Annotated in this window: 19 protein-coding genes; 4 read left to right on the top strand and 15 right to left on the bottom strand. The window is 68.9% G+C overall.

Annotated features, from left to right (window positions below; genetic code table 11):
• Positions 1-2: 2 nt before the first annotated feature.
• From QWJ38_RS18330 to QWJ38_RS18320, 3 genes are all read right to left on the bottom strand, one after another.
• The gene (locus QWJ38_RS18330) at positions 3-2,966 is read right to left on the bottom strand and encodes a putative bifunctional diguanylate cyclase/phosphodiesterase (RefSeq protein ID WP_290360564.1); all 2,964 of its coding nucleotides are present in this window, start codon (positions 2,964-2,966) and stop codon (positions 3-5) included.
• Between the two features lie 216 nt (positions 2,967-3,182).
• On the bottom strand, positions 3,183-4,949 hold the full coding sequence (locus tag QWJ38_RS18325) for an ABC transporter ATP-binding protein (protein ID WP_290360563.1): 1,767 nt from the start codon (positions 4,947-4,949) through the stop codon (positions 3,183-3,185).
• Positions 4,936-6,690, bottom strand: a complete 1,755-nt coding sequence (locus tag QWJ38_RS18320; RefSeq protein WP_290360562.1) for an ABC transporter ATP-binding protein — start codon at positions 6,688-6,690, stop codon at positions 4,936-4,938. The genes QWJ38_RS18325 and QWJ38_RS18320 overlap by 14 nt, the downstream gene beginning before the upstream one ends.
• A gap of 82 nt (positions 6,691-6,772) precedes the next feature.
• On the opposite strand from QWJ38_RS18320, the gene QWJ38_RS18315 reads away from it, so the two are divergent.
• The gene (locus QWJ38_RS18315) at positions 6,773-7,636 is read left to right on the top strand and encodes a hypothetical protein (protein ID WP_290360561.1); all 864 of its coding nucleotides are present in this window, start codon (positions 6,773-6,775) and stop codon (positions 7,634-7,636) included.
• Here the strand turns inward: QWJ38_RS18315 and QWJ38_RS18310 are convergent.
• The 10 genes from QWJ38_RS18310 to dusB form a co-directional block, all read right to left on the bottom strand.
• Positions 7,597-9,075 carry a sodium:solute symporter gene (locus tag QWJ38_RS18310; protein WP_290360560.1) on the bottom strand — a complete coding sequence of 493 codons (1,479 nt, stop codon included), beginning with the start codon at positions 9,073-9,075 and terminating at the stop codon, positions 7,597-7,599. The genes QWJ38_RS18315 and QWJ38_RS18310 overlap by 40 nt on opposite strands.
• An 88-nt stretch (positions 9,076-9,163) precedes the next feature.
• Entirely contained in the window at positions 9,164-9,778 is a 615-nt protein-coding gene (locus QWJ38_RS18305) for a LysE family translocator (protein ID WP_290360559.1), read from the bottom strand.
• A 21-nt stretch (positions 9,779-9,799) separates the two neighbouring features.
• Entirely contained in the window at positions 9,800-10,348 is a 549-nt protein-coding gene (gene ruvC, locus QWJ38_RS18300) for a crossover junction endodeoxyribonuclease RuvC (protein WP_290360558.1), read from the bottom strand.
• Positions 10,348-11,328: a phosphatidate cytidylyltransferase gene (locus QWJ38_RS18295; protein ID WP_434064003.1), complete on the bottom strand. Its 981-nt coding sequence runs from the start codon at positions 11,326-11,328 to the stop codon at positions 10,348-10,350. Before QWJ38_RS18295 ends, ruvC begins: the two co-directional genes overlap by 1 nt.
• Positions 11,328-11,957, bottom strand: a complete 630-nt coding sequence (locus tag QWJ38_RS18290) for a lysophospholipid acyltransferase family protein (protein WP_290360557.1) — start codon at positions 11,955-11,957, stop codon at positions 11,328-11,330. Before QWJ38_RS18290 ends, QWJ38_RS18295 begins: the two co-directional genes overlap by 1 nt.
• A 57-nt stretch (positions 11,958-12,014) precedes the next feature.
• Positions 12,015-13,631 carry a GMC family oxidoreductase gene (locus QWJ38_RS18285; RefSeq protein WP_290360556.1) on the bottom strand — a complete coding sequence of 539 codons (1,617 nt, stop codon included), beginning with the start codon at positions 13,629-13,631 and terminating at the stop codon, positions 12,015-12,017.
• On the bottom strand, positions 13,628-14,140 hold the full coding sequence (locus tag QWJ38_RS18280) for a hypothetical protein (RefSeq protein ID WP_290360555.1): 513 nt from the start codon (positions 14,138-14,140) through the stop codon (positions 13,628-13,630). The genes QWJ38_RS18285 and QWJ38_RS18280 overlap by 4 nt, the downstream gene beginning before the upstream one ends.
• Positions 14,141-14,252: 112 nt before the next feature.
• Positions 14,253-15,833 carry a bifunctional phosphoribosylaminoimidazolecarboxamide formyltransferase/IMP cyclohydrolase gene (purH, locus tag QWJ38_RS18275; RefSeq protein WP_290360554.1) on the bottom strand — a complete coding sequence of 527 codons (1,581 nt, stop codon included), beginning with the start codon at positions 15,831-15,833 and terminating at the stop codon, positions 14,253-14,255.
• A 28-nt stretch (positions 15,834-15,861) separates the two neighbouring features.
• Positions 15,862-16,095, bottom strand: coding sequence for a Fis family transcriptional regulator (locus QWJ38_RS18270; protein WP_290360553.1), 234 nt, complete (start codon positions 16,093-16,095; stop codon positions 15,862-15,864).
• Positions 16,096-16,098: 3 nt separating this feature from the next.
• Positions 16,099-17,163: a tRNA dihydrouridine synthase DusB gene (gene dusB, locus QWJ38_RS18265; protein ID WP_290360552.1), complete on the bottom strand. Its 1,065-nt coding sequence runs from the start codon at positions 17,161-17,163 to the stop codon at positions 16,099-16,101.
• Between the two features lie 92 nt (positions 17,164-17,255).
• Between dusB and QWJ38_RS18260 the strand changes: the two genes are divergently transcribed.
• Positions 17,256-17,750, top strand: a complete 495-nt coding sequence (locus tag QWJ38_RS18260) for a YqaA family protein (RefSeq protein ID WP_290360551.1) — start codon at positions 17,256-17,258, stop codon at positions 17,748-17,750.
• A gap of 73 nt (positions 17,751-17,823) precedes the next feature.
• Positions 17,824-19,320 (top strand): carboxypeptidase M32, encoded by a 1,497-nt coding sequence (locus QWJ38_RS18255; protein ID WP_290360550.1) that lies wholly within the window; start codon positions 17,824-17,826, stop codon positions 19,318-19,320.
• Here QWJ38_RS18255 and QWJ38_RS18250 read toward each other — a convergent pair.
• Together QWJ38_RS18250 and QWJ38_RS18245 are read right to left on the bottom strand one after the other, a co-directional pair.
• Positions 19,308-20,522: a patatin-like phospholipase family protein gene (locus QWJ38_RS18250; protein WP_290360549.1), complete on the bottom strand. Its 1,215-nt coding sequence runs from the start codon at positions 20,520-20,522 to the stop codon at positions 19,308-19,310. The genes QWJ38_RS18255 and QWJ38_RS18250 overlap by 13 nt on opposite strands.
• 11 nt (positions 20,523-20,533) lie before the next feature.
• Positions 20,534-21,166, bottom strand: coding sequence for a phasin family protein (locus QWJ38_RS18245; protein ID WP_290360548.1), 633 nt, complete (start codon positions 21,164-21,166; stop codon positions 20,534-20,536).
• A gap of 173 nt (positions 21,167-21,339) precedes the next feature.
• On the opposite strand from QWJ38_RS18245, the gene QWJ38_RS18240 reads away from it, so the two are divergent.
• Positions 21,340-23,334, top strand: coding sequence for an SDR family oxidoreductase (locus QWJ38_RS18240; protein WP_290360547.1), 1,995 nt, complete (start codon positions 21,340-21,342; stop codon positions 23,332-23,334).
• The last annotated feature ends 13 nt before the right edge of the window (positions 23,335-23,347 follow it).

Here is a 23,347-nt window from a genome sequence, read left to right as displayed (position 1 = left end):
TCTCAGTGCAGCATGCCGGTCAGGGCTGCATCGGCACGTTCGGAGAACAGCGGGATCGTGTGCGGATCGCGGGCCTGCAGCTTGCGCACGAAGGCGGCGATCTCCGGATCGGTGATGAAGTCGGCGGCCGAATCGGCCTCGAGGATACGCTCCGGCATCACCGGCCGGCTGATTGCATAGCCCTGCGCATAGTCCACGCCGGCCGCGACCAGCGCCTTCAGCACCGGCAGGTTCTCGGCATATTCGCCGATCGATTTCATGCCCAGGCTGCGCACCAGACCGCCCAGCGCGGCCAGGATGGCCATGCTGGCCGGGTTGCTGGCGGCATCGCGGACCAGGGAACCGTCCAGCTTCAGCGCGTCGACCGACAGGCCCTTCAGGTAGCCGAACGAGGAATAGCCGGCGCCGAAGTCGTCCAAGGCCACCTTGACGCCCAGATCGCGGGCGCGGTCGATGAAGCGCTGCATATGGACCATATCGGTCAGCGCCACCGTCTCGGTGATCTCGATGCACAGGCGCGAGACCGCGTCGCGGTGGTACTCGAACAGGCGGAACAGATCCTCGACGAAGGCCTCGTCGTTCAGCGAGCTGCCCGAGAGATTGACGCCGACGAACTGCGTCTTGCGCAACTGCGAGGCATGCGCCTCCAGCCAGGCGATCGTCGTCGAGACGACCCAGTGGTCGATGATGGCCGTCTTTGCATGGGCCTCGGCCGCCTCGATGATGATCTGCGCCGGCACCAGCTCGCCGCTGGGCTTGCGCATGCGCAGCAGCACTTCGAAGTTCAGCGAGTCGAGCGGCGCGTTCAGCGAGAGCTCCGGCTGCATCATCAGGAACAGGCCCTCGGGCGTTTCGCCGCGCTCCAGGCAGCCGATCAGCTCGAGCTCGTTCTTGTGGTGCTTGAAGAAGGCATCGCCGCCGTCCATCACGACCAGGCGCTCGGACGGCCGCTTCTTGGCCATGCGGCACAGGGTGTCGGCGGCCGAGACGATTTCCTTCAGTTCGGCGTCGCCGAAACCGTCGGTCGCGACCAGGCCGCCGGAGATGCTCAGCGCGAAGCGCTGCGTGTCGATCTGGAATGGCGCCGAGGCGATCAGCGCGCAGATGTTCTGGCAGCGCTGCGATGCTTCGGCGATCGAGGCATGCGGGAAGGCGACGACGAACTCGTCGCCGCCGACGCGAGCCAGCAGATCGGCCGCGCCGAGCTGGCTGCGGATGCGTTCGCAGACCTGCTTCAGCACCGCGTCGCCGGCGCCATGGCCGTAGAGATCGTTGATCAGCTTGAAGCGGTCGAGATCGAAATAGGCCAGTGTCTTGGGCGGCTGCTGGGCGCGCTCGAACTTGCGCGACAGGCCGCGCAGGTTCAGGCATTCGGTCAGCGGGTCGTGGTTGACCAGGAACTCCAGCCGCGAGGTCGCGCGCACCCGTTCCGTGATGTCCTGCAGCGAGCCTTCGAAGATGCGGCCGTCTATCGTCGACGCCTTGATCGCGAACCAGCGCTCGCCGCCTTCATCCCGTCCATTCGCGCCGCCGTTGAGCGGCCGTGCTTGCAGATCGAGCGCCGCCGGGGCTGCCATCGCGTTGAGCATCAGGAACTCGCCGACCACCTCGTCGCCGAACACGCAGGCCAGTGGCAGCGCCTCACTGCTGGCCGACAAGCCCAGCATCGTCTTGAAGGCCGGGTTGGCGTTGACGATGGTCTCGCCGTCTCGCACGGTGAACAGGCCGATCGGCGAATCGTCGTAGGCCGCCTTCATCGTCCGCTGCGCCTGCTCGCGTTGGCGCCGATCGGTGCGCATATGTTCGGCCACGGCGGCCGAAGCGAGCAGCGCCGTCGCGATTGCGGCGGTAACGCTGTTCAGCCCGCGCATCAGTGCCTGCTGGCCAATCGCCGCGGCGACGACCTCGTTCAGCGTTGCCACGAGCGCGACGACGATGGATGAGGCATACCACAGCGCGGGGCGCGAATGCGGGCGGCGCAAGGTCCGGTAGATCTGCGGCAGCGTGATGGCGAACAGCAGCGCCGAGCCTATCCACAGCACCGGCAGTACCTGCTCGAAGCTCAGGGTGGCGCAAAGCAGCAGCATCAAAACGCAGCTGACCTGCTGCAAACGCAGCAGCCAGCGCGCGCCGATGTCGATCATCTCCTGCCGAAAAAGCAGGCCGAAGACGGTGACCGTCAGCACGAAGTAGGTACAGACGGTCCATTGCCGCATCGGTGTCAGCAGGGCAGCCGGCAGCGGCATGCCGAACAGCAGGAAGTCCGAGCCATCCGACAGCAGGGCCATGCGCATGCTGACGAAGAGCCAGCCGACGAAGGCCCAGTAGAGGCGGCTCCGATTGATCGTCGCGATCAGCGCCATCGACATCGCCAGCACGCCGAGGCCGACCTCGATCATCGAACCGATGCGCTGGAATTGATCCTCGGCGGCGTTCAGCGCTGCGGCGCCCCAGACCTGTGCCGTCAGCTTGGCGGGGCCGCGGAAGGTCGAACGGCAGATCAGATCGACCACCTCGGTGCCGGCAGCGACATTCAAGGCAAATCCACCGCGGGTCGCCTTCAGCGCACCGCCGTTGTCGCTGTCCCGGTCGACCTGACCCAGCAAGCGGCCGTCATGGCGGTCCCAGCACTGCAGATCCATTGCATGGCGCGACGGAAACTCGACCGCCCAGTTGCCCCCTTCGGGCGGTGCCTTGGCCTTGGTTGCGAGCCAGAAGGGATGCGTGGACAGCCGAGTCTCAACCGAGGCGCGCGAGGGTTGCTCGGACAGGCGCTCGGCTATGAAGGGCAGGTCGCGTGCGATCGACGATGTCTGTTCCCAGACGGTCAACGCCAGCGGAATACCACGATCCTGAACCGGTTGGCGCAGATGCCAGAAGAAAGCCAGCCCCGCAATGACGAGCACCGCCGCCGGAAGAATCCGGGCGGCGGCGGTGTTGAGGAAGTTTTCAACGGCGTCGCGCAAGTGGGGCTCCCACGGGACGGCGCCTCTATCAACGATGGGAGCGTCCCGCTTGTCCCGAACCTTATCGGTTCAGACCCGACCCCACTTCAGGGGGATTGTGGAGTTGCTGTGACAAAGCGTGAATTGCGTCACCGAAAATATGCGATCGTTCGAAGGGCGGGCTTCAAGCCCGGTGCCGGGCCTTGCCCTAACGGCCGATTCTTGCTGTCCGGCGGCTCAGTCCTCCAGCGCCTGCAGCTGCACCAGCCGCTGGTAGAGCCCGCCCTCGTGGAACATCAGCTCGGCATGGCTGCCGCGTTCGGCCAGATGGCCGTGGTTCAGCACGATGATCTGGTCGGCCTCGCGGATGGTCGACAGGCGGTGGGCGATCGCGACGATGGTCACCCGGCCGCGCAGGGCCTGCAACGCCTCGCCGACGATGCGCTCGGTGGCGCTGTCGATATTGGAGGTCGCCTCGTCGAGGAAGAGGATGGTCGGCGCGCCGGCCAGCGCGCGTGCCATCGCGATCAGCTGCTTCTGGCCGGTCGAGACGCGGGCGCCGCCCTCGCCGAGCAGGGTGTCGTAGCCCTGCGGCAGGCCGCTGAGGAAGTCGTCGATGCGCGCCGCCTTGGCCGCTGCGACGATCTGCGCCTCGTCGATCGCGCGGCCCATGGCGATGTTCTCGCGTGCGCTGGCCGCCATCAGATAGGGCTCCTGCGGCACCAGGCCGACCGCGGCACGGAAGCTCTCGTCCGGGATGCTGGCCAGAGGCAGTCCGTCGACCGTGATGCGGCCGGTCTGCGCGGCGTAGAAGCGCAGCAGCAGAGCCATCAGGGTCGACTTGCCGCTGCCGGTGTGGCCGACGATGCCGATGAAGCTGCCGGCCGGGATCCGCAGATTCAGCTCGTGCAGCACCGGCCGCTCGGCGTCGTAGCCGAAGCTCAGATGCTCGATCGCGATCTCGCCGCTGGCGATGCGGCGGCCGGTCGTCGCTTGCGAAGCCGGCGCATGCTGTTGCAGCAGGCTGCGCACACGCGCGGCGGCCACCATCGACTGCTGCAGCTGGCCGAACTGCATGGTGATCTGGATCAGCGGCTCGACGACGCGGGCGACATAGCTGAGGAAGGCGTAGAGCAGGCCGACCTCCAGCCCCGACAGCTCGCGCCGGCCGAAGCCATAGATGACGGTCACCAGCAGCAGCACGTTCAACAGGTCCAGCGCCGGCCGCAAGAGCCAGGCATTGGCGCGCAGCTCGGCCACGCGGCCGCCGAAATGGGCCTCGTTGGTCGCCTCGAAGCGCTGGCCGAAGCGCGGCGCCGCGCCGGCGGCCTGCAGCACGGCCATGCCGGCCATGCTCTCGGCCATCTGCGCATTGATCTCGCTGCGCAGCTGGCGCTGCCGCGCCACCGCCGGCGCGCTGAGCCGCTGGTAGGCGCTGATGATGATCAGCATCGCCGGGATCAGGGTCGCGACGATCAGCATCAGCCGCCAGTCCAGCCAGGCCATCGCGACGATGGAGCCCAGCACGACGATGCTGGAATCGAGCATCACATAAAGCACCTGGCGGTACAGGGTGTTGACCGCCTCGGTGTCGTTGGTGACGCGGCTGACCAGCTGGCCGGTGATCGCCTTGTCGAAGAAGGCCATCGGCAGCGCCAGCACATGGGCATAGACGCGCTCGCGCAGGCGCAGCACCGAGCGTCGCGCGATGCCGGCCATGCGCGTCAGCTGCGCATAGCGGATCCAGCTCGAGGCCCAGCCGCTGATCAGCAGGGCGAGCAGCAGCGCGCCCATCGCCGCCGCGTCGAATTGGCGCGGCAGCAGATGCGCGTCGATGAAATGCTTGCCGATGATGGGGCCCAGCGCCTCCAGGCCGGCGGCCAGGCAGAGCCAGGCCAGGCCGCGCCAAAGCTGCGGCCGCTCCGGCGCCGCCGATTCCAGCAGCAGGCCGACCGAGGACCAGGGCCGCTCGCGTTGCGTGTCGTCGTGCTCAGGCTTCTGCATCGATGCTGGCCTCGAGTTGTTGATAGCGCCATTGCGAGGCATACCAGCCGCCGGCGGCCAGCAATTCTTCGTGGCGGCCCTGCTCGGCGATGCGGCCGCCGCGCAGCACGGCGATATGGTCGGCGTCCATCACCGCGCTGAGCCGGTGGCTGACGATGATGACGCTGCGCTCGGTCCTTGCCGCACGCAGTTCGCGCAAGTGTTCGAGGATCTGCGTCTCGGTGCCGGTGTCGACGGCCGACAGCGCATCGTCCAGCAGCAGGATGGGCGCGTCGGACAGCAGCGCGCGGGCAATCGCCACGCGCTGGCGCTGGCCGCCGGACAGGCTGACGCCGCGCTCGCCGACCTCGGTGTCGTAGCCCTTCGGCAGACGCCGTATATCGTCGTGGATGGCGGCCAGCCGGGCCGCCTGTTCGATCTGCTCGCGCGTTGCCTCGGGCCTGGCCAGCGCAATGTTGTCGGCGATCGAGGCCGAGAACAGGAAGGGCTCCTGCGGCACCCAGGCGATGGCCGCGTGCAGCGCCTGCAGGCGGAATTCCGGCAGCGGCCGGCCGTCGATCAAGATCTGGCCCTGGTCCGGCTCGAACTGGCGCAGCAACAGGCGCAGAAGCGTCGACTTGCCCGCGCCGGTCGGGCCGACCAGGCCCAGGGTCTGGCCCGGCCGCAGCTGCAGGCTGACGCCATCGAGCGCCGGCCGCGCCGCTTCCGGATAGCCGAAGCGCAAGGCCTCGAAGCGGATCTCGGCGCGTGCCGGCAGCGCGGCGCTGCCGCCGTCGGCGAGGCTCAGCGGCGCTTCCAGCACCGGCGCCAGCCGCCCCCAGGCCGCGCGGCCGCGCTCCAGCAGCGACAGCACCCAGCCGGCGGCGAACATCGGCCAGATCAGCTGGCCCAGGTACATGGTGAAGGCGGTCAGCTGGCCGATCGTCAATTCCTCGCGCTGCACCAGCCAGCCGCCCAGGCCCAGCGCGATGACCATGGCCGCGCCCAGGGTCATGCCGACGGCGGGCTCGTAGGCCGCCTCCCAGCGCTGCGCCTGATAACTGGCCTCACCGGCGCTGTCGGCCAGCTCGGCGAACTGGCGCGCATTGCGCTCGACCAGACCCAGCGCGCGCACGGTGCGCACGCCGGCCAGGCCTTCCTGCACATGCTGGTTGACCAGCGAGAAGCGGTCCAGCGAGCTCTTCCAGGCGCTGTGCACATGGTCGGAGATGCGCCAGAAGGCGAAGCCCATCAGCGGGAAGGGGACCAGCGCGGCCAGGCCCAGCCGCCAGTCGACGCCGGCCGTCATCATCGCCAGCACCAGGATCAGGGTCAGCGAGCCGTCGAAGGCGGCCAGCAGCGCCTCGCCGGCGGCCATCTCGACCGCATCGATGTCATTGGTCGCCAGCGCCATCAGGTCGCCGGTGCGCTTGCTCTGGAAGAAGGCCGGGCCCTGCAGGCTCAGCCGCGCGTAAAGCCGCGTGCGCAGCTGCTGACCGAGCCGGTAGGCGGCGGCGAACAGCGCCAGCCGCCAGCCGACCCGCAAGAGATAGATGGCCAGGCCGGCGCCGACCAGCAGGCCCAGCTCGATCAGCAAGTCCTGGCCCCGCAGCCGGCCGGCAACCAGGCCGTCGACGACCTGGCCGACCTGGCGCGGGATCCAGACGGTCAGCAGCGCGATGCTGGCCAGCATCAGCGCGGCGGCGGCATAGGCGCGCCAATGCCGGCGCAGGAAGCCGGCGAGCATCTGGGTCAGGGACATCGGGAAAAGGAGGGCACAGCGGGTCGGGGTGCCGATTCTAGAATCGCCCCGGGTCCGGGCCAGTCCGGACGGGAGTCGCCCCATGCAGGATTTGCTTAACCGCGCGCTCGACCAGCATGCTGAGCAGCCCGCCGCGGCCGCCGCCACGCTGGCCGAGGCGCTGTCGCTGACCGCCAAGGCCGGTGACGAGGAGCTGCTGGCGCTGCTGCGCACGGCCGAGCATGTGCTGCTGGGTCATCTGGCCGATGGCGCGGCCCTGCGCGAGCTGCTGGCGGCCCTGCCCGAACGGGCGGCGCTGCGGCCGGCGCTGCAGCGCATCGCGGCGGCGCTTTCGCTGACGGCCGGCGAATCGCCGCTCTGGCAAGACCTGGCGCCGGCCGAGCGGGTGCGTGCGCATTACAACGCGGCGCTGGCGCGCACGCGTCGCGGCGATCTGGCCGGGGCGCGGCGCCTGCTCGACGCCGCCCAGGCACAGGCCGGCGAGGCCGGCAACGATGCCGCCGCGCAGAAGGCCCTGGCCGCGCTCGCCAATAATGTGGCCGGCGATCTGCGCTATTACCACCGCGGCGGCGACGCCGACTACGACACGCTGATGCTGGATGCGGCCGCGCTGGCGCTGGCGGCCTGGACGCACGCCGGTGGCTGGCTCGAGCGCGAGCGCGCCGAATGGCAGCTGGCGTTGTGCGCCGCGGCGGCCGGCCGGGCCGAACAGGCGCTGGCCCATGCGAGGCAATGCCTGCGGATCTGCGAAGAGCAGGGCGCCGACGCCTTCGAGCGCTTCTTCGCCCACGAGGCGATCGCGCGCGCCGCCCATGCCGGGCGTGATCCGGCCCTGGCCCGGCAGGCGCGCGAACAGATGGCGGCCCTGCTGGCGCGGCTGCCCGAGGCGGATCGCGTGATGGCCGTTCAGAGCCTGGCCGAGCTGGACGCCAGGCTGGCGCGCTGAGGCCGGGACGAGATCAGCCAGAGGCCGGCGAAGGTCAGCGCACCGTTCAGCAGCAGCAGCTCCAGGCCGATCTCGTAGGCGCCGAACAGGGCGCGCTGGCGGCTGTCGATCAGCCAGCACAGCAGCGGCGCGGCGATCGCGACCAGCGGCACCCAGCCGTCGCGCGGCTGGCGCCGGGTCAGCAGGCCGAAGGCGAACAGGCCCAAGAGCGGTCCATAGGTATAGCCGGCCAGCTTCAGAATCAGGCCGATCATGCTGGGGTTGTCGACCCAGCGGAACACCAGCACCAGGAGCAGGAAGACGGCGGCGAAGCTCAGGTGCACGCGGCGGCGGACGGCGGTCTTCTTCGCCTCGCTCCAGTCCTGGCGGCGTTGCAGGCCCAGGAGGTCGATGCAGAAGCTCGAGGTCAGCGCGGTGATGGCGCCGTCGGCGCTCGGGAACAGCGCCGAGATCAGCGCCAGCACGAAGACCAGCTGCACCCAGGCCGGCAGATGGCCCAGCACCACGGCGGCAAACAGCTGGTCGCCGCGCTCGGCCATGGCCTGCTGCGTTGCGAACAGTTGCAGCAGCCCGCCCAGGAAGAGGAAGAGCAGCACCACGACCAGCATGATCAGGCTCAGCGTGATCACGTTCTTCTGCGAATCGGCCAGGCGCCTGACCGAGATGTTCTTCTGCATCATCTCCTGGTCCATGCCGGTCATCGCGATGCTGATGAAGATGCCGGCCAGGATCTGCTTGGCGAAGAAGAAGCGGCTGTTGGGGTCGCCGACGAAGATCGTCGACAGGCCGGCCGCGTCGAGCTCGCGCAGGCTCTGTCCCAGGCTCAGGTCCAGCCCGCGCAGCAGGTAGACGACGCAGATCACGAGCCCCAGCAGCATGCCGCTGGTCTGCAAGGTGTCGGTCCAGACGATGGTCTTGACGCCGCCCTCGAAGGTGTAGGCCAGGATCATCAGCAGGATCACCAGCGCCGTCAGCCAGAAGGGCAGGCCCAGGCGCTCGAGGATCAGCTCCTGCAGGATCTTGACGACCAGGTAGAGGCGCGCGGTGGCGCCCAGGGTGCGCGAGACCATGAAGAAGCCGGCGCCGGTCTGGTAGGCGCGCGGCCCCAGGCGCCCGCGCAGGAAGACGTAGATCGAGCTCAGATTGAGCCGGTAGTACAAGGGCAGCAGCACATAGGCGATGACGAAGTAGCCGATGAACTGGCCCAGCGCGATCTGGAAATAGCTGAAGGCGGTGGCGCCCACGGCGCCCGGCACGCTGATGAAGGTGACGCCCGACAGCGAGGTGCCGATCATGCCGAAGGCGACGAGCATCCAGTGGCTGCTCTTGTTGCCGATGAAGAAGCTCTCGTTGTCGGCGCCGCGCGAGCTGAGCCAGGCGACGATCAGCAGCAGGACGAAATAGGCAAGAACGAAGGCAAGCAGCAGCAGCGGCGACATGGCGGCGATTATCGAAAACGTCGCGTGCGCGCCGCATTCCGTCTTGAGCGGCGGGCATAACCGGCGCCGCCGCTGCCGGGGCGAGCGTTCAGCGCGACAGCAGCAGCCTGATCCCGAAGCCGATCAGCACCAGCCCGGCCAGCTTCTCGAGTGCGCGGGAAATGGCCGGGTTTCGCTTCAGGCCTGCGGCCAGATGCAGGGTCAGCAGGGTGACGATCAGGCCGTAGGCGAAGGTCAGGGCCGCGATCGTCGCGGCCATGGCGGCAAAGGTCGGCAGGCCCAGATGCCGGGCAGGGTCGACGAAGAGCGGGAAGAAGGCCATGTAGAAGACGATGGCCTTGGGGTTCAGCAAGGTGATCAAGAGCGCCTGCTGGAAATACTGGCGCGGCCGGATCTCCAGCACCGGGCCGCTGCCCGGCTTGGCCAGCAGCATCTTCAGGCCCAGCCAGGCCAGATAGGCGGCGCCCAGCCACTGCACGGCGGCGAAGGCGGCCGGGTAGGCGGCCAGCAGGGCGGCGACGCCGGCCACGGCCAGCCACATCAGCACCTGATCGCCGGCGATCACGCCCAGCGTCGCGGCAAGGCCGCCGCGCAGGCCGCCCTTGCCGGTGGACGAGATCAGGGCCAGATTTCCGGGGCCTGGAATGGCCAGGAAGACGATGATGGCGATGACAAAGGCGCCGTAGTCTGCAATGCCGAACATCGCTTGCCTCCTGCAGATCGATCAGTAGGTGCGGCCGCCGCGGAACTGCGCGTGCTGGCGCCGCTGCAGCGTCGTGCTGCGGCTCATCGCGTCGAAGGACACGCGGGCATGCGCATGCATGACCGCCAGGCCCAGCGCATCGGCCGCATCCTTGCCGGGCTCGGCGGGCAGATTCAGCAGGCGCTTGACCATGGCCTGCACCTGCTCCTTCTTCGCATGGCCGTGGCCGACCACGGCCTTCTTCATCTGCAGCGCGGTGTACTCCGACACCGGCAGATCGCAGGAGACCAGGCTGGTCAGCGCCGCGCCGCGCGCCTGGCCCAAGAGCAGGGTCGATTGCGGATTGACGTTGACGAAGACGATCTCGACCGCCGCGCATTGCGGCTGGTAGCGCGCGACGACCTCGCGCACGCCGTCGAACAGGATCTTCAGCCGCGCCGGCAGATCGCCGGCCGCAACCGCGCTGGTCTTGATGGTGCCGCTGGCGACATAGGCGAGCCGCGGGCCCTCGGCGTCGATGACACCAAAGCCCGTTGTCTGTAGACCAGGATCGATACCGAGTATGCGCATCAGATGCTTGCCTTGAAATACCAGCGGACCGAATGGAAGAACACCGGCGCGGCAAAGCACATCACCGCGACGCGGTCGAGCAGGCCGATCGCGCCGGTGATCGAGCTGCGGTTGCCCCAGTAGACGACGCCGGCATCGCGCTTCAGCGCCTTCATCGCCAGCCCGCCCATCATGCCGCTGGCCGATGCGATGATGGCCATCACCAGCGCCTGGCCGGCCTTGAAGGGCGTGATCCAGTACAGCAGCGCGCCGGTCAGGCCGGCGGCCAGCACGCCGATCCACCAGGACTGCAGCGAGAAGCTGCGGCTGATGCGGCGCGCGACCGGGCGGCGCCGCTGCGAGCGGCTGACGACCTGCTGGACGATCTGGCCGACGCCCACCACCATCACCAGGAAGAAGAGCAGGAAGGCGCCGCGACCCTCGTAGCCCTTGAAGTCCAGCAGCAGCAGGGCCGGCGCGTGCGAGAGCCCGTAGACGCAGACCATGATGCCCCACTGGATCTTGGCATTGCGCTCCAGATAGTGGCGCGGATCGCCGGCCAAGGCGCTGGCGACCGGAATGGCGAGAAAGCCGTAGACCGGAATCAGCACGCTGAAGATGTCGAAGCGGCGCGTGCCGACCAGCACGTACTGCAGCGGCAGCAGCACGAAGAAGGCCAGGATCAGGCTGCGGTGGTCGGCGCGGGTGGTGTGCATCAGGGTGATGAACTCGCGCAGCGCCAGGAAGGAGAAGACGCCGAACAGCAGGGTCGCGCCGACGGGGCCCGAGATCCAGGCGGCCCAGAACAGGCAGGAGCCGACCCAGATCGCCTTCAGGTCGCGGCGGAACTGGCGCCAGTTGTCGTCGCGGCGCTGGCTGGGTTCGCGCTCCTTCAGCGAATAAAGCGTGCCGCCGATGCTGATCAGGATCAGCAGGCCGAACAGGATCAGGAACAGCAGCGCGATCTGCTCGTTGGCGGCCAGGGAACGCAGCGATCTCATCAGGCGCGCTCCACGACCGGCCGCTGCGCGATCACCGCGTTACGGGCGCGCTCCAGAAAGGCGCGCTTGTCCTCGCCCGGCTGCAGCTGCAGCGGCTCGCCGAAGGTCACCGTGCACAGAATGGGCACCGGCACGACCTCGCCCTTGGGCATCACGCGCTGGACGTTGTCGATCCAGGTCGGGATCAGCTGCACATTCGGGAACTGCTCGGCCAGGTGGAAAAGGCCGGCCTTGAAGGGCTGCGGCTCGCCCTTGTTCGAGCGCGTGCCCTCGGGAAAGATCACCAGCGAGTCGCCGCTGCCCAGCGCATCGATCAGCGGCTCCAGCGGATCCTCGTCCGGCGTGCTGCGCGTGCGCGAGACATAGATCGCATTGAAGACGGCGGCGGTCAGCCAGCCCTTGAGCTTGCTGCTGGTCCAGTAGTCGCGCGCGGCGATCGGCCGGGTGATCGTGCGCAGCTCGCGCGGCAGCGCGGCCCAGATCAGGACCCAGTCGAAATGGCTTTGGTGGTTGGCGAAGTAGATGCGCTGGTCACTGGTCGGGGGACAACCCTTCCAATGGCCCTGGGCGCCGGTGATCAGGCGCGCCAGGCCGGCCAGCAGCGGACCCATGAGATCGGCTAGAGACATGGCGCGATTATCCCTGCGCCGCGCGGCGCGGCCATCGGTCGATCCCCCAGGCCGACCTCAGGCCAGCGTCACCGACCTGCCGCTCAATTCGCGCGCCAGCCCGCTGGCCAGCCTGGCGGCCATGCCGTAGACGCTCAGCTGCGGATTCGCGCCGATGCTGGTCGGGAACAGCGAGCCATCGTGCACCGACAGATTGGCCAGCTGCCAATGCCGGCCGTCCGGCCGCACGACGCCGCGCGCCGAATCGGCCGCCAGATTGCAGCCGCCCATCACATGGGCGCTGCCGACGGTGGCCAGATAGGGCCGCATGTCCAGCCGCGCGATGCCCGCGCGCGCCTCCTGCCAGCTCTTGTAGTCGGCCGCCTGCTCGTGCACCGGCCGCACCGATTGTGCGCCGGCGGCAAACTGGATCTCGGCCATGCTCAGATAGGCGCGGCGCACGCCGCTCAGCAGGTAGTCGTTCAGCGCATAGTGCAGCTGCGGGCTGCCGTCGCCGCGCAGTGCCACGCTGCCGCCGGGCGACTCGGCATGGAAGCCGTCGCGCAGCAGGCCGATCATCAGCTGCGCATTCGGCAGGCTGCGCGCGCGCTCGGCCAGTGTCGCGCCCAGGCCGCCCAGATTGGTCAGCGCGAAGGCCGGGTGCACCGGTGCCACCTCCAGCTTGTAGCCGATCGGCCCATCGACAGGCTGGGTACGCAGGAAATGATCGGAATAGACGCTCAGCGGCGCGCCGGCCCAGCCCTGCACCGGCTGCTCGAACAGCGCATGGCTGGCGACGGTCGGATGCAAGAAGGTTCGCCTGCCCAGCAGCCCATGCGGATCGGGCGCGCCCGAGCGCAGCAGCAGGGCCGGCGAATTGATCGCGCCGCCGGCCAGCACATAGTGGCGCGCGCGGATGCGGATCTCGGCGCCGCTGACCGCGCCGTCGAGCGCGACCGGCTGGCACCGCAGCGCGTCGACCGCGCCCTCCTTCAGCTCGAACTTCTGCGCGCGCGTCTGCACGAGCAGGCGGGCGCCCAGGTCCAGCGCGGCCGGGATGGTCGTCACCAGCATCGATTGCTTGGCATTGGTCGGGCAGCCGAGGCCGCAGGAGCCCAGGTTCCAGCAGCCCTTGACGTTGCGCTGCATGGTCGCCGCGGCCAGGCCCAGCTTGGCCGCGCCGCGGCGCAGCACCGCATTGTTCTCGTTCGGCGCGGTCGGCCATTCGGCGATGCCGAGCCGCCGCTCGACCTGCTCGAACCAGGGCGCCATCGCCGCCGGGTTGAAGTCCTCCAGGCCGAAATGCCGGGCCCAGTAGGCCAGCGTGTCGGCCGGCGTGCGGAAGGAGCCGGTCCAGTTGACCGTGGTCGAGCCGCCGACGCAGCGGCCCTGCAGCACCGGCATCGCCTGGTCGGCCGTCTTGCGGCCGCCGGCCTCCTGGTACAGCGTCGAATAGGCCTGGTCCTCGCGCTGGTGGAAGTCCGAGCTGGAGCGCAGCGGGCCTTCCTCGACGATGACGACGGCGAGCCCGGCCTTGGCCAGCAGCTCGGCCGTGATGCCGGCGCCGGCGCCGCTGCCGATGATGGCGACATCGCAGTCCAGCGCGGGGGCGGCCGCCGGCTGCGCGCCGCCGAAGACATGCCAGCCGCGCGCCAGGCCCTCGCGGATCGGGTCGGGGATGCTGTTGTTGGTCATGGAATTTCTCGCGGGCCCGGATAGCCGGCCAGCCGCGCATGGGCCGGCTCGGCGAAGAAGACCAGGCAGCCGAGATCGCGCAGCGCGCGATAGACCTGCTGGCGCGTGTCGCTGCCGGAGACGCGCATCGCGTCGAGCGCCGCCTGCAGCTCGGTGGTCGGCACGCGGCTCCAGTCGGCGGCCAGGCCGCTCAGGGCCAGCCGGCCGCCGCTGCTGCCCAGCAGCGAGAGCAGCTGCGAGAGATCGCCGCGCAGCGCTGCCGGCAGGCCGGCGATGCTGCCGTCGAGCCGGTCCAGATAGCGGGCCAGATCGGCCTCGCGCGCTAGCGCGTCGGCGGGCCACAGCCCGTCCATCAGCGCCAGCGCGACCGCGCCCAGCAGCGCGCGCGACTCGGCGCTCAGATGGCCGTCCTTGCCCAGGCCGGGCTTCAGCAGGGCCAGGCCGCCGCCGGCAAGGCCCAGCAGCACGGTGGCGCCAAGGCCCAGCTTCAGCAGGCCGCGTCGTCTCATCAAATCGTCTCCGTCATCATCTGCGTCGAGGCTAACCGCAATGACGGGGCGGGCCAAGCGTGTTGGCCCCCGGCTAGAGCGCCGGCCCTAATCGCGGGCCGCGCGCCGACGCTCAATGGCGGAAGTGGCGCACGCCGGTGAAGACCATCGCGATGCCGCGCTCGTTGGCGGCGGCGATCACTTCCTCGTCGCGCATCGAGCCACCCGGCTGGATCACGCAGCTGGCGCCGGCATCGGCCAGCACGTCGAGGCCGTCGCGGAAGGGGAAGAAGGCGTCGCTGGCGACGGCCGAGCCCTTCAGGCTCAGCTGCGCGTTCTCGGCCTTGATCGATGCGATGCGGGCCGAGTCGATGCGGCTCATCTGGCCGGCGCCGACGCCCAGGGTCATGCCCTCGCCGCAGAACACGATCGCATTGCTCTTCACGTATTGCGCGACGGTCCAGGCGAACAGCAGGTCGTCGAGCTGCTGCGCGCTGGGCTGCAGGGTGGTGACGATCTTCAGGTCTTCCTTCTTCAGGAAGTGGTTGTCGGCCGTCTGCAGCAGCAGGCCCGAGCCGACGCGCTTGCTGTCGCCGTGATTGCGGCCCTGCAGCCAGGGCGTGGCGCCGCCCGGCGGCAGCTCGATCTGCAAGAGGCGCACATTGGCCTTGGGCGCGAAGATGGCCTTGGCTTCGTCCGTGAAGCCGGGCGCCATCAGCACCTCGACGAACTGCTTGACGACCAGTTCGGCCGCCGCCTTGTCGACGATGCGGTTGAAGGCAATGATGCCGCCGAAGGCGCTGGTCGGGTCGGTCTTGAAGGCCTTGGCATAGGCCTCGGCGGCCGTCGCCGCGACGGCGACGCCGCAGGGATTCGCGTGCTTGACGATCACGCAGGCCGGTGCCTCGAAGCTCTTCACGCATTCCCAGGCCGCGTCGGCGTCGGCGATATTGTTGTAGCTGAGTTCCTTGCCCTGCAGCTGCTTGCCGGTGACCAGGGAGCCGGGCGCCGGGTAGAGGTCGCGGTAGAGCGCCGCGCTCTGGTGCGAGTTCTCGCCATAGCGCAGGTCCTGCACCTTGACAAAGCTGCTGTTCATCTGCGCCGGGTAGGCGCTGTGCGAGCCGTCCTCGTTGATCGCGCTGAGGTAGTTGCTGATCGCGGCGTCGTACTGGGCGATGCGGTTGAAGGCGGCGACGCTGCAGGCGAAACGGGTCTTGTCGCTGGTCCTGCCGGCGCTCTTCAGTTCTTCCAGCACCTGCGCGTACTGGCCGGCGTCGGTCAACACCGTCACGTCCTTCCAGTTCTTGGCCGCGCTGCGCACCATCGCCGGGCCGCCGATGTCGATGTTCTCGATCGCGTCCTCCAGCGTGCAGCCGGGCTTGGCGACGGTGGCCTCGAAGGGGTAGAGATTGACGGCCAGGATGTCGATCGTGGCGATGCCATGCTCATTCAGCGCGGCCACATGCTCGGGCAGGTCGCGGCGTGCCAGCAGGCCGCCGTGGATCTTCGGGTGCAGGGTCTTGACGCGGCCGTCCAGCATCTCCGGGAAGCCGGTGTGCTGGGCCACCTCGGTGACCGGCAGGCCGGCATCGGCCAGCAGCTTGGCGGTGCCGCCGGTGGACAGCAGCTTGACGCCGAGGCCGTGCAGGGCCTGGGCGAAGTCGACGATGCCGGTCTTGTCGGACACGGAGATCAGGGCGGTCAGTTGCGACATGGGGGTTCTCGGTGGGTTTCGAATTCGGTCAGAGCATCTTGTGCTCGGTCAGCTTGCGGCGCAGCGTGTTGCGGTTGATGCCCAGCCAGTCGGCGGCCTTGCTCTGGTTGCCCTGGGCCTTGGCCATCACGACCTCCAGCAGCGGCTTCTCGACCAGGCTGATCAGCATCTCGTGCATCGAATGCGGTTCCTCGCCGTCGAGATCGCGGAAATAGGCTTCCAGGTTCTCGCGCACGCATTGCTCGATCGGTTTCGGGGTCATGCCTCAGGCCTCTCTTTTCTTTGTTGGTTCTTCTTCGTTGTCGTCGTCATTGGCCGCCACCGCCTCCAGATAGGGCAGCCGCTCGTATTGCGCGGCCAGCTCCTCGAACCAGCGCGTCAGCGCCTCAACCTGGGCCGCGCTGCTTTCCAGCAGATTCATCTGCTGGCGGAAGGCCTCGCCGCCGGGCAGGCCGCGCACGGCCCAGCCAATGTGCTTGCGCGCGCTGCGCATGCCGGTCAGCTCGCCGTAGAGGCTGTAGTGGTCGTGCAGATGCTCGACCAGCCAGTCGGCCGCCTCGCGCACGGTCGGCGCCGGCAGCTCTTCGCCGGTGGCGAGGAAATGCGCGGTCTCGCGGAAGATCCAGGGCCGGCCCTGGGCCGCGCGGCCTATCATCACCGCGTCGGCACCGGTCAGCGCCAGCACCTCGCGGGCCTTGCGCGGCGAATCGACATCGCCGTTGGCGACGACCGGGATGCGCAGCGCCGCCTTGACCGCGGCAATCGTCGCGTATTCGGCGCTGCCCTTGTAGCCCTGCTCGCGCGTGCGGCCGTGCACGGTCACCATCGCCACGCCGGCCTCCTGCGCGGCCAGCGCCAGGCGTACCGCGTTCTTCTCGCTCTCGCACCAGCCGGTGCGCATCTTCAGGGTCACCGGCACATCGCCCATCGCGCGCGCAGCCTCGACAACGGCCGCGATGATCTGCAGCGCCAGCGGCTCGTCCTGCATCAGTGCCGAGCCGGCCCATTTGTTGCAGACCTTCTTGGCCGGGCAGCCCATATTGATGTCGATGATCTGCGCGCCGCGGCCGATGTTGTAGTGGGTCGCCTCGGCCATCATCTGCGCGTCGGTGCCGGCGATCTGCACGGCGATCGGCGCCGCCTCGCCCTCGTGGTTGGCGCGGCGCGAGGTCTTCAGGCTGTGCCAAAGATCCTTGCGCGAGGTCACCATCTCGCTGACCGCATAGCCGGCGCCCAGGCGGCGGCAGAGCTGGCGAAACGGCCGGTCGGTGACACCGGCCATCGGCGCCACGAACAGATTGTTCGGCAATTCGTAGGGGCCAATCTTCACGGCGGACGGCATCAAAGAGAAGGTCGAGGCTGCTCAAAAAAGAGGCAGAAGTATACCTTTAAGCGCCGCGCGGTCCCTCCATAATCGCGCCGATGGAAGCCTATCTGCAGTCGCTGATCGAAGGCCTGCTGGCCACCCTGGCGCTGCCCAAGGTGGGTCTGCCCAGCGTCTTCATCATTGCCCTGGTCTCGGCCACCCTGCTGCCGCTCGGGTCCGAGCCGGCGGTGTTCCTGCTGGTCAAGGCCGATCCCAGCCTGTTCTGGCCGGCCATCGTCGTCGCGACGATAGGCAACACGATGGGCGGGGCGATCAGCTGGTGGATGGGCTATGGCGCCGAGCGCGTCTACGAGCGCGCCACGCACCACGCGCCGACCGAGGCCAAGGCCCTGGTCTGGCTGCAGCGCTTCGGGGCCAGGGCTTGCCTGCTGAGCTGGCTGCCCATCGTCGGCGATCCGCTGTGCGCGGTCGCCGGCTGGCTGCGCCTGCCCTTCTGGCCCTGCGTCGGCTATATGGCCATCGGCAAGTTCTTGCGCTATCTGCTGATGACGACGTTCGGCCTGTGGGTCGCCGAGCGGCTGGTGGCCTGAAGCCGGGCTGAATTTCGCAGCGGCCCGGCCAGCGGCGAGAATGGCGGCTTTCCGAACCCGCCTCGCCATCGCCATGAGCAACGCCGCCACCAGCGCCTACGAAGATCTGCAGCAGCGCCACCGCCGCCTGCATCACCTCGCCCATCTGCAGGCGATCGCCTCCTGGGACCAGTCGGCCAATATGCCGGCCAAGGGCAACGAGGCGCGCTCGCTGGCCCTGGCCGAGATGGGCGGGCTGATGCACCAGCTGGCGACCGAGCCGGCGCTGAAGGAACTGCTGGCGCGCGCCGAGGGCGAGGCGCTGGACGAGGCGCAGCGCGCCAATCTGCGCGAGATGGGCCGCGTCTGGCGCGCCTCGAACGCGCTGCCGCAAAGCCTGGTCGAGGCCAAGAGCCTGGCCAACTCGCGCTGCGAGCATGCCTGGCGCGAGCAACGCCCGGCCAATGACTGGGCCGGCTATGTCGAGAACCTGCGCGAGGTCGTGCGCCTGGCCCGCGAGGAAGCGCGGCTGCTGGCCGAGAGCAGCGGCCTGTCGCTCTACGACGCGCTGATGGACCAGTACGAGCCGGGCATGCGCGCGACGGAAGTCGACCGCGTGTTCGGCGACCTGCGCCAGTGGCTGCCGGGCCTGATCCGCGAGGTGCGGGCGCGCCAGCAGAGCGAGACGACGCTGCAGCCGCAGGGCCCGTTCGCCAAGGAGGCGCAGCGTGCGCTGGGCCTGGATGCGATGCGGCTGATGGGCTTCGACTTCGAGGCCGGCCGCCTCGACGAGAGCGCGCATCCCTTCTGCGGCGGCGTGCCCGAGGACGTGCGCATGACCACGCGCTACCGCGAGGACTCCTTCCTGCCCAGCCTGATGGGCGTGATCCATGAGACCGGCCACGGCCGCTACGAGCAGAACCTGCCGCGCGAATGGCTGGGCCAGCCGCTGGCCGCCGCGCGCTCGATGGGTCTGCACGAAAGCCAGAGCCTGTCCTTCGAGATGCAGCTGGGCAGTCATCCGGCCTTTGCCGCGCTGCTGCAGCCGCTGCTGGTCAAGCACCTCGGCGAGCAACCGGCCTTCGAGGCGGCCAATCTGCATCGCCTGCTGACGCGCGTGAGCCCCGGCTATATCCGCGTGGACGCCGACGAGGTGACCTACCCGGCCCACATCATCCTGCGCTACGAGATCGAGCGCGCGCTGATCGAGGGCCAGATCGAGTGCGAGGACATCCCGGCGCTGTGGGACGCCAAGATGATGGAGCTCTTGGGCCTGGACACGCGCGGCAACTACAAGGACGGCTGCATGCAGGACGTGCACTGGGGCGCCGGCCTGTTCGGCTACTTCCCCTGCTACACGCTGGGCGCGATGTATGCGGCGCAGTTCTTCGCGAGCATGCGGCGTACGCTGCCCGATCTGGATGCGCGCATCGCCGCCGGCGATCTGGCGCCGGTGTTCGGCTGGCTGAACGAGAACATCTGGAGCCAGGGCAGCCGCTGGACCACGCCGGAGCTGGTCCGCCGCGCCAGCGGCGAGACGCTGAACCCGGCGCATTTCCGCGCCCATCTGCAGGCGCGTTATCTGGCGTAAGCGGCTTCCAGCCGATCGAGGTCGGCGCGCAGCCGCTGCAGCGCGGCCTCGGTGCGCGTCGGCGCGGGGCTGCTCAGCAGGCGCCGGCTCGCGTCGGCCAGCACCTCCTCGCGCAGGGCCAGGCCATGCCGGCCCAGCTGCTCGCGCAGGCGCGGCGCGCGCTCGCGCAGCGCCGCGCGCGTGGCCTGGTAGGCATGTTCGGCCAGATGGCGGCGCTTCGAGTAGCTGAAGGTATTGGCCATGAAGATCTCGGCGTCGCCGGGATCGGGCTCGAACAGCAGGATGTCGGTGTCCGGATGGCTGTTCTCGTAGCCGCGCAGGCCCAGCTCCAGGCGTGAGCGGATCAGCGAACGCAAGGTCTGGCTCAGCACCAGGGGCAGGCCGCCGTCGACCAGGCTGGGAATGGGGGCCGAGGCCTCGGCCCGGTAGGGCACCAGCGGGTTCAGGCAGATCAGCAGGTCGACGCCCTCGTCGAGAAGCAGGGAGGCGTGGATGGTCTTCTTCAGCGCGCCGTCGACATAGTGGCGGCCCTCGATCTCGACCGGCGGATACAGGCCCGGCAGCGCCGCGCTGGCCTGGGCCGCGCGCGAGATCGGCACATGGTCGCGGCCCGGCATGCCGAAGGGCACGGCCTCGCCGCTGTCCAGATCGGTGGCGACCAGCACCAGGCGGCGCTTCAGCTGGCGGAAATCATCGCTGCGGCCGGGCTGCTCGAACTGGCGTCGCAACTGCGCGGCCAGCGCCTCGCTGGACAGCAGGCCGGTCGGCAGCGCTCGGCCCAGCCGTTCAGCCGCGGCCAGCAGCGAGCGGCGCTTGACGAGGCTGTCCCAGCCGGCGCGGGCCAGCAGCGCGGGCAGGCGCCTGGCGCGCTGGCCGAATTCGTCCCAGGCCGGCTGCAGCAGCCGGGCCGGCTCGAAGCGCTCGGCCGGCGCGGCGCTGCCGTCGATGAAGGCGGCGCACAGCTGGCGCGGACTCAGGCCGTTGGCCAGGCCGGCGGCGATGAAGCCGCCCGCGCTGATGCCGACATAGCCTTCGCAATCGCAGCAGTCCAGGCCGGCGATCGCTTCCTCCAGCGCGCACAGCGCGCCGATCTCGTAGATGGCGCCCAGCGGGCCGCCGCCGGCCAGGGCCAGGCCTATCCTGGGCCGGCGCTGCTGGGTGCCCGTCGCGCGCTGCTGCTTCGTCGTCTTCTTCGTCGTCAAAACGGATCAGTTCAGGGCAGGGCGGGCGCGGCGCCGGCCTTGCCGCTCTTCTTCGCCGCGGCCTTCCTGGCCGCCGGCTTGGTGGCCGCCTTTGCCGCGGGTTTGGCGGCGGGCTTGGCCGCGCTGCTCTTCTTCGCGGCAGGGCTCTTCTTCGCGGCCGGCTTGGCGGCGGTCTTCTTGGCCGCCGGCGCCTTGACGCCGATCGCCGCGCTCAACGCGTCGATGCGCTCGATCAGCGCGTCGATGTCGGCGGCACTCGGCACGCCCAGGCTCTTCAGCGCCTTGGCGACGCGGTCCTCGAAGAGGGTTTCGAGCTTGTCCCATTGCTGGCCGGCCTTGTTGCCGACCTCGCCGGCCATGCCGCTCATCTTGCTGGCCATCGCGCCCAGCTTCTGTTCGGCGGCCGACTGGGTCTTCTTCTGCAGCTTCTGGCCTTCGCTGACCAGGGCCTCGAAGACCTTGCCACCCTCGCCCTGCGCCTTGGCGAAGGCGCCCAGGCCCGCGGCCCAGATCTGCTGGGCCGAGTCCTTGACGCTCTGGGCCAGCTGGCTGTCCAGCAGACCGGCCGGCAGCGCGCCGCCGAACAGGCCGTCGCTGTCACTGCTCTTCTTCTTGGCGGCCATCTTTTGAAGCTTCTTGACCATGTCGTCCGTCCTTTGGGTGGGTGGTGGCCAGACTATAGGGCGCGCAGGCCGCCGCAGCGCGCCGATTCCTAGTGAGCAGGCTCTACCGTCACCTTGGGGAAAGCGCGCAGCGAGGCGCGCGGGCGGCTGGTCAAGAATCGTGCGGGAAGAAAGCAGATCCACAGGAGACAGTCATGCAGTATTTCGTCACCGGTGCCACCGGCTTCATCGGCAAGCGCCTGGTCAAGAGCCTGCTCGGGCGCCGCGGCAGCACCGTCTACTTCCTGCTGCGCGAGGAAAGCCGCGACAAGCTGCCGGAGCTGCTGGAGTTCTGGGGCGTCGGCAAGGCGCGCGCGATTCCGGTCTTCGGCGATCTGACGGCGAAGAAGCTGGGCGTCGCCGCCGAGCAGATCAAGGCGCTCAAGGGTCAGATCGATCACCTCTACCACCTGGCCGCCGTCTACGACCTCGCGGCCGACGAGGAGTCGCAGGTCGCCGTCAATATCGAGGGCACGCGGGCGATGGTCGAATTCGCGCAGGCGATCGATGCCGGCCATGTGCACCATGTCTCCTCCATCGCCGCCGCGGGCCTCTACGAGGGCGTGTTCCGCGAGGATATGTTCGAGGAGGCGGAAGGGCTGGACCATCCGTACTTCATGACCAAGCACGAGAGCGAGAAGATCGTGCGCAAGGAGTGCAGAAAGCCCTGGACCGTCTACCGCCCGGCCATGGTCGTCGGCGATTCGCGCAGCGGCGAGATGGACAAGATCGACGGCCCCTACTACTTCTTCAAACCGATCCAGCGCCTGCGCCAGATCCTGCCGCCCTGGATGCCGGCGATCGGCCTGGAGGGCGGGCGCGTCAACATCGTGCCGGTCGACTTCGTCGTGGCCGCGCTGGACCACATCAGCCACCAGCAGAAGAAAAGCGGCGGCTGCTTCCATCTGGTCGACCCGGTCGGCTACCGCGTCGGCGACGTGCTGGACATCTTCAGCCGCGCGGCCCATGCGCCGAAGATGAGCCTGTTCGTCAATGCGGCGCTGATGGGCTTCATCCCGAAGAGTGTCAAGAAAGGCCTGATGGCGCTGGCGCCGGTGCGCCGCATCCGCAATGCGGTGATGAAGGACCTGGGCCTGCCCGAGGACATGCTGACCTTCATCAACTACCCGACCCGCTTCGACTGCCGCGAGACGGAAGCCGCGCTGAAGGGCTCAGGCATTGCCTGCCCCAATCTGCAGGACTACGCCTGGCGGCTGTGGGACTACTGGGAGCGTCACCTCGACCCGGCGCTGCTGATCGACCGCAGCCTGAAGGGCGCCTGCGGCGGCAAGGTGGTGCTGGTCACCGGTGGCTCCTCGGGCATCGGCCTGGCGGCGGCCAAGAAATTCGCCGAGGCCGGCGCGATCACGGTGATCTGCGCGCGCGACGAGGTCAAGCTGAAGGAGGCGGTGGCCGAGATCCGCGCCCACGCCGGGCCGCAGGCGCAGATCCACAGCTACTCGGCCGACATCGCCAACGAGCAGAGCTGCGCCGAGATGGTCGCCTGGCTGGCCGAGCAGTTCGGCGGCGTCGACTTCCTGATCAACAACGCCGGCCGCTCGATCCGCCGCGCGATCGAGTCCAGCTACGACCGCTTCCACGACTACGAGCGCACGATGCAGCTGAACTACTTCGGCTGCCTGCGCGTGACCATGGGCCTGCTGCCCGGCATGGTCGCCAAGCGGCGTGGCCATGTGGTCAACATCTCCTCGATCGGCGTGCTGACCAATGCGCCCCGCTTCTCGGCCTATGTGGCCAGCAAGGCCGCGCTGGACGCCTGGACCCGCTGCGCGTCGAGCGAATACGCCGACTTGGGGCTGACCTTCACGACCATCAATATGCCGCTGGTGCGCACGCCGATGATCGCGCCGACCAAGATCTACAACAATGTGCCGACCCTGAGCCCCGAGGAGGCGGCCGACATGATCGCCCAGGCCTGCATCGCCAAGCCGGTGCGCATCGCCACCCGCCTGGGCATCACCGGCGAGCTGCTGCATGCGCTGGTGCCGCGCGTTGCCCAGATCGTAATGAACACCAGCTTCCGCATGTTCCCCGACAGCGACGCCGCCCAGGGCGCCAAGGGCGGCAAGCCGCAGCTCTCGGCCGAGGCGATCGCCTTGCAGCAGATGATGAAGGGCATCCACTTCTGAAGCCTTCGGAGGC

The organism is Roseateles violae, from assembly GCF_030410485.1.
In the GTDB taxonomy this organism is placed as follows: Bacteria; Pseudomonadota; Gammaproteobacteria; order Burkholderiales; family Burkholderiaceae_C; genus Roseateles_D; species Roseateles_D violae.
This window is presented reverse-complemented; position numbering and strand designations above follow the sequence as displayed.

What these genes read in the sequence shown, in the direction of transcription:
- purH (WP_290360554.1), bottom strand. Translation starts at nt 15,833, where the DNA reads ATGTCGCAACTGACCGCCCTGATCTCCGTGTCCGACAAGACCGGCATC.
- QWJ38_RS18255 (WP_290360550.1), top strand. Translation starts at nt 17,824, where the DNA reads ATGAGCAACGCCGCCACCAGCGCCTACGAAGATCTGCAGCAGCGCCAC.
- QWJ38_RS18295 (WP_434064003.1), bottom strand. Translation starts at nt 11,328, where the DNA reads ATGAGATCGCTGCGTTCCCTGGCCGCCAACGAGCAGATCGCGCTGCTG.
- QWJ38_RS18260 (WP_290360551.1), top strand. Translation starts at nt 17,256, where the DNA reads ATGGAAGCCTATCTGCAGTCGCTGATCGAAGGCCTGCTGGCCACCCTG.
- QWJ38_RS18290 (WP_290360557.1), bottom strand. Translation starts at nt 11,957, where the DNA reads ATGTCTCTAGCCGATCTCATGGGTCCGCTGCTGGCCGGCCTGGCGCGC.
- QWJ38_RS18280 (WP_290360555.1), bottom strand. Translation starts at nt 14,140, where the DNA reads ATGAGACGACGCGGCCTGCTGAAGCTGGGCCTTGGCGCCACCGTGCTG.
- QWJ38_RS18305 (WP_290360559.1), bottom strand. Translation starts at nt 9,778, where the DNA reads ATGTTCGGCATTGCAGACTACGGCGCCTTTGTCATCGCCATCATCGTC.
- QWJ38_RS18320 (WP_290360562.1), bottom strand. Translation starts at nt 6,690, where the DNA reads ATGTCCCTGACCCAGATGCTCGCCGGCTTCCTGCGCCGGCATTGGCGC.
- QWJ38_RS18310 (WP_290360560.1), bottom strand. Translation starts at nt 9,075, where the DNA reads ATGTCGCCGCTGCTGCTGCTTGCCTTCGTTCTTGCCTATTTCGTCCTG.
- QWJ38_RS18315 (WP_290360561.1), top strand. Translation starts at nt 6,773, where the DNA reads ATGCAGGATTTGCTTAACCGCGCGCTCGACCAGCATGCTGAGCAGCCC.
- QWJ38_RS18325 (WP_290360563.1), bottom strand. Translation starts at nt 4,949, where the DNA reads ATGCAGAAGCCTGAGCACGACGACACGCAACGCGAGCGGCCCTGGTCC.
- QWJ38_RS18240 (WP_290360547.1), top strand. Translation starts at nt 21,340, where the DNA reads ATGCAGTATTTCGTCACCGGTGCCACCGGCTTCATCGGCAAGCGCCTG.
- QWJ38_RS18270 (WP_290360553.1), bottom strand. Translation starts at nt 16,095, where the DNA reads ATGACCCCGAAACCGATCGAGCAATGCGTGCGCGAGAACCTGGAAGCC.
- QWJ38_RS18285 (WP_290360556.1), bottom strand. Translation starts at nt 13,631, where the DNA reads ATGACCAACAACAGCATCCCCGACCCGATCCGCGAGGGCCTGGCGCGC.
- ruvC (WP_290360558.1), bottom strand. Translation starts at nt 10,348, where the DNA reads ATGCGCATACTCGGTATCGATCCTGGTCTACAGACAACGGGCTTTGGT.
- QWJ38_RS18245 (WP_290360548.1), bottom strand. Translation starts at nt 21,166, where the DNA reads ATGGTCAAGAAGCTTCAAAAGATGGCCGCCAAGAAGAAGAGCAGTGAC.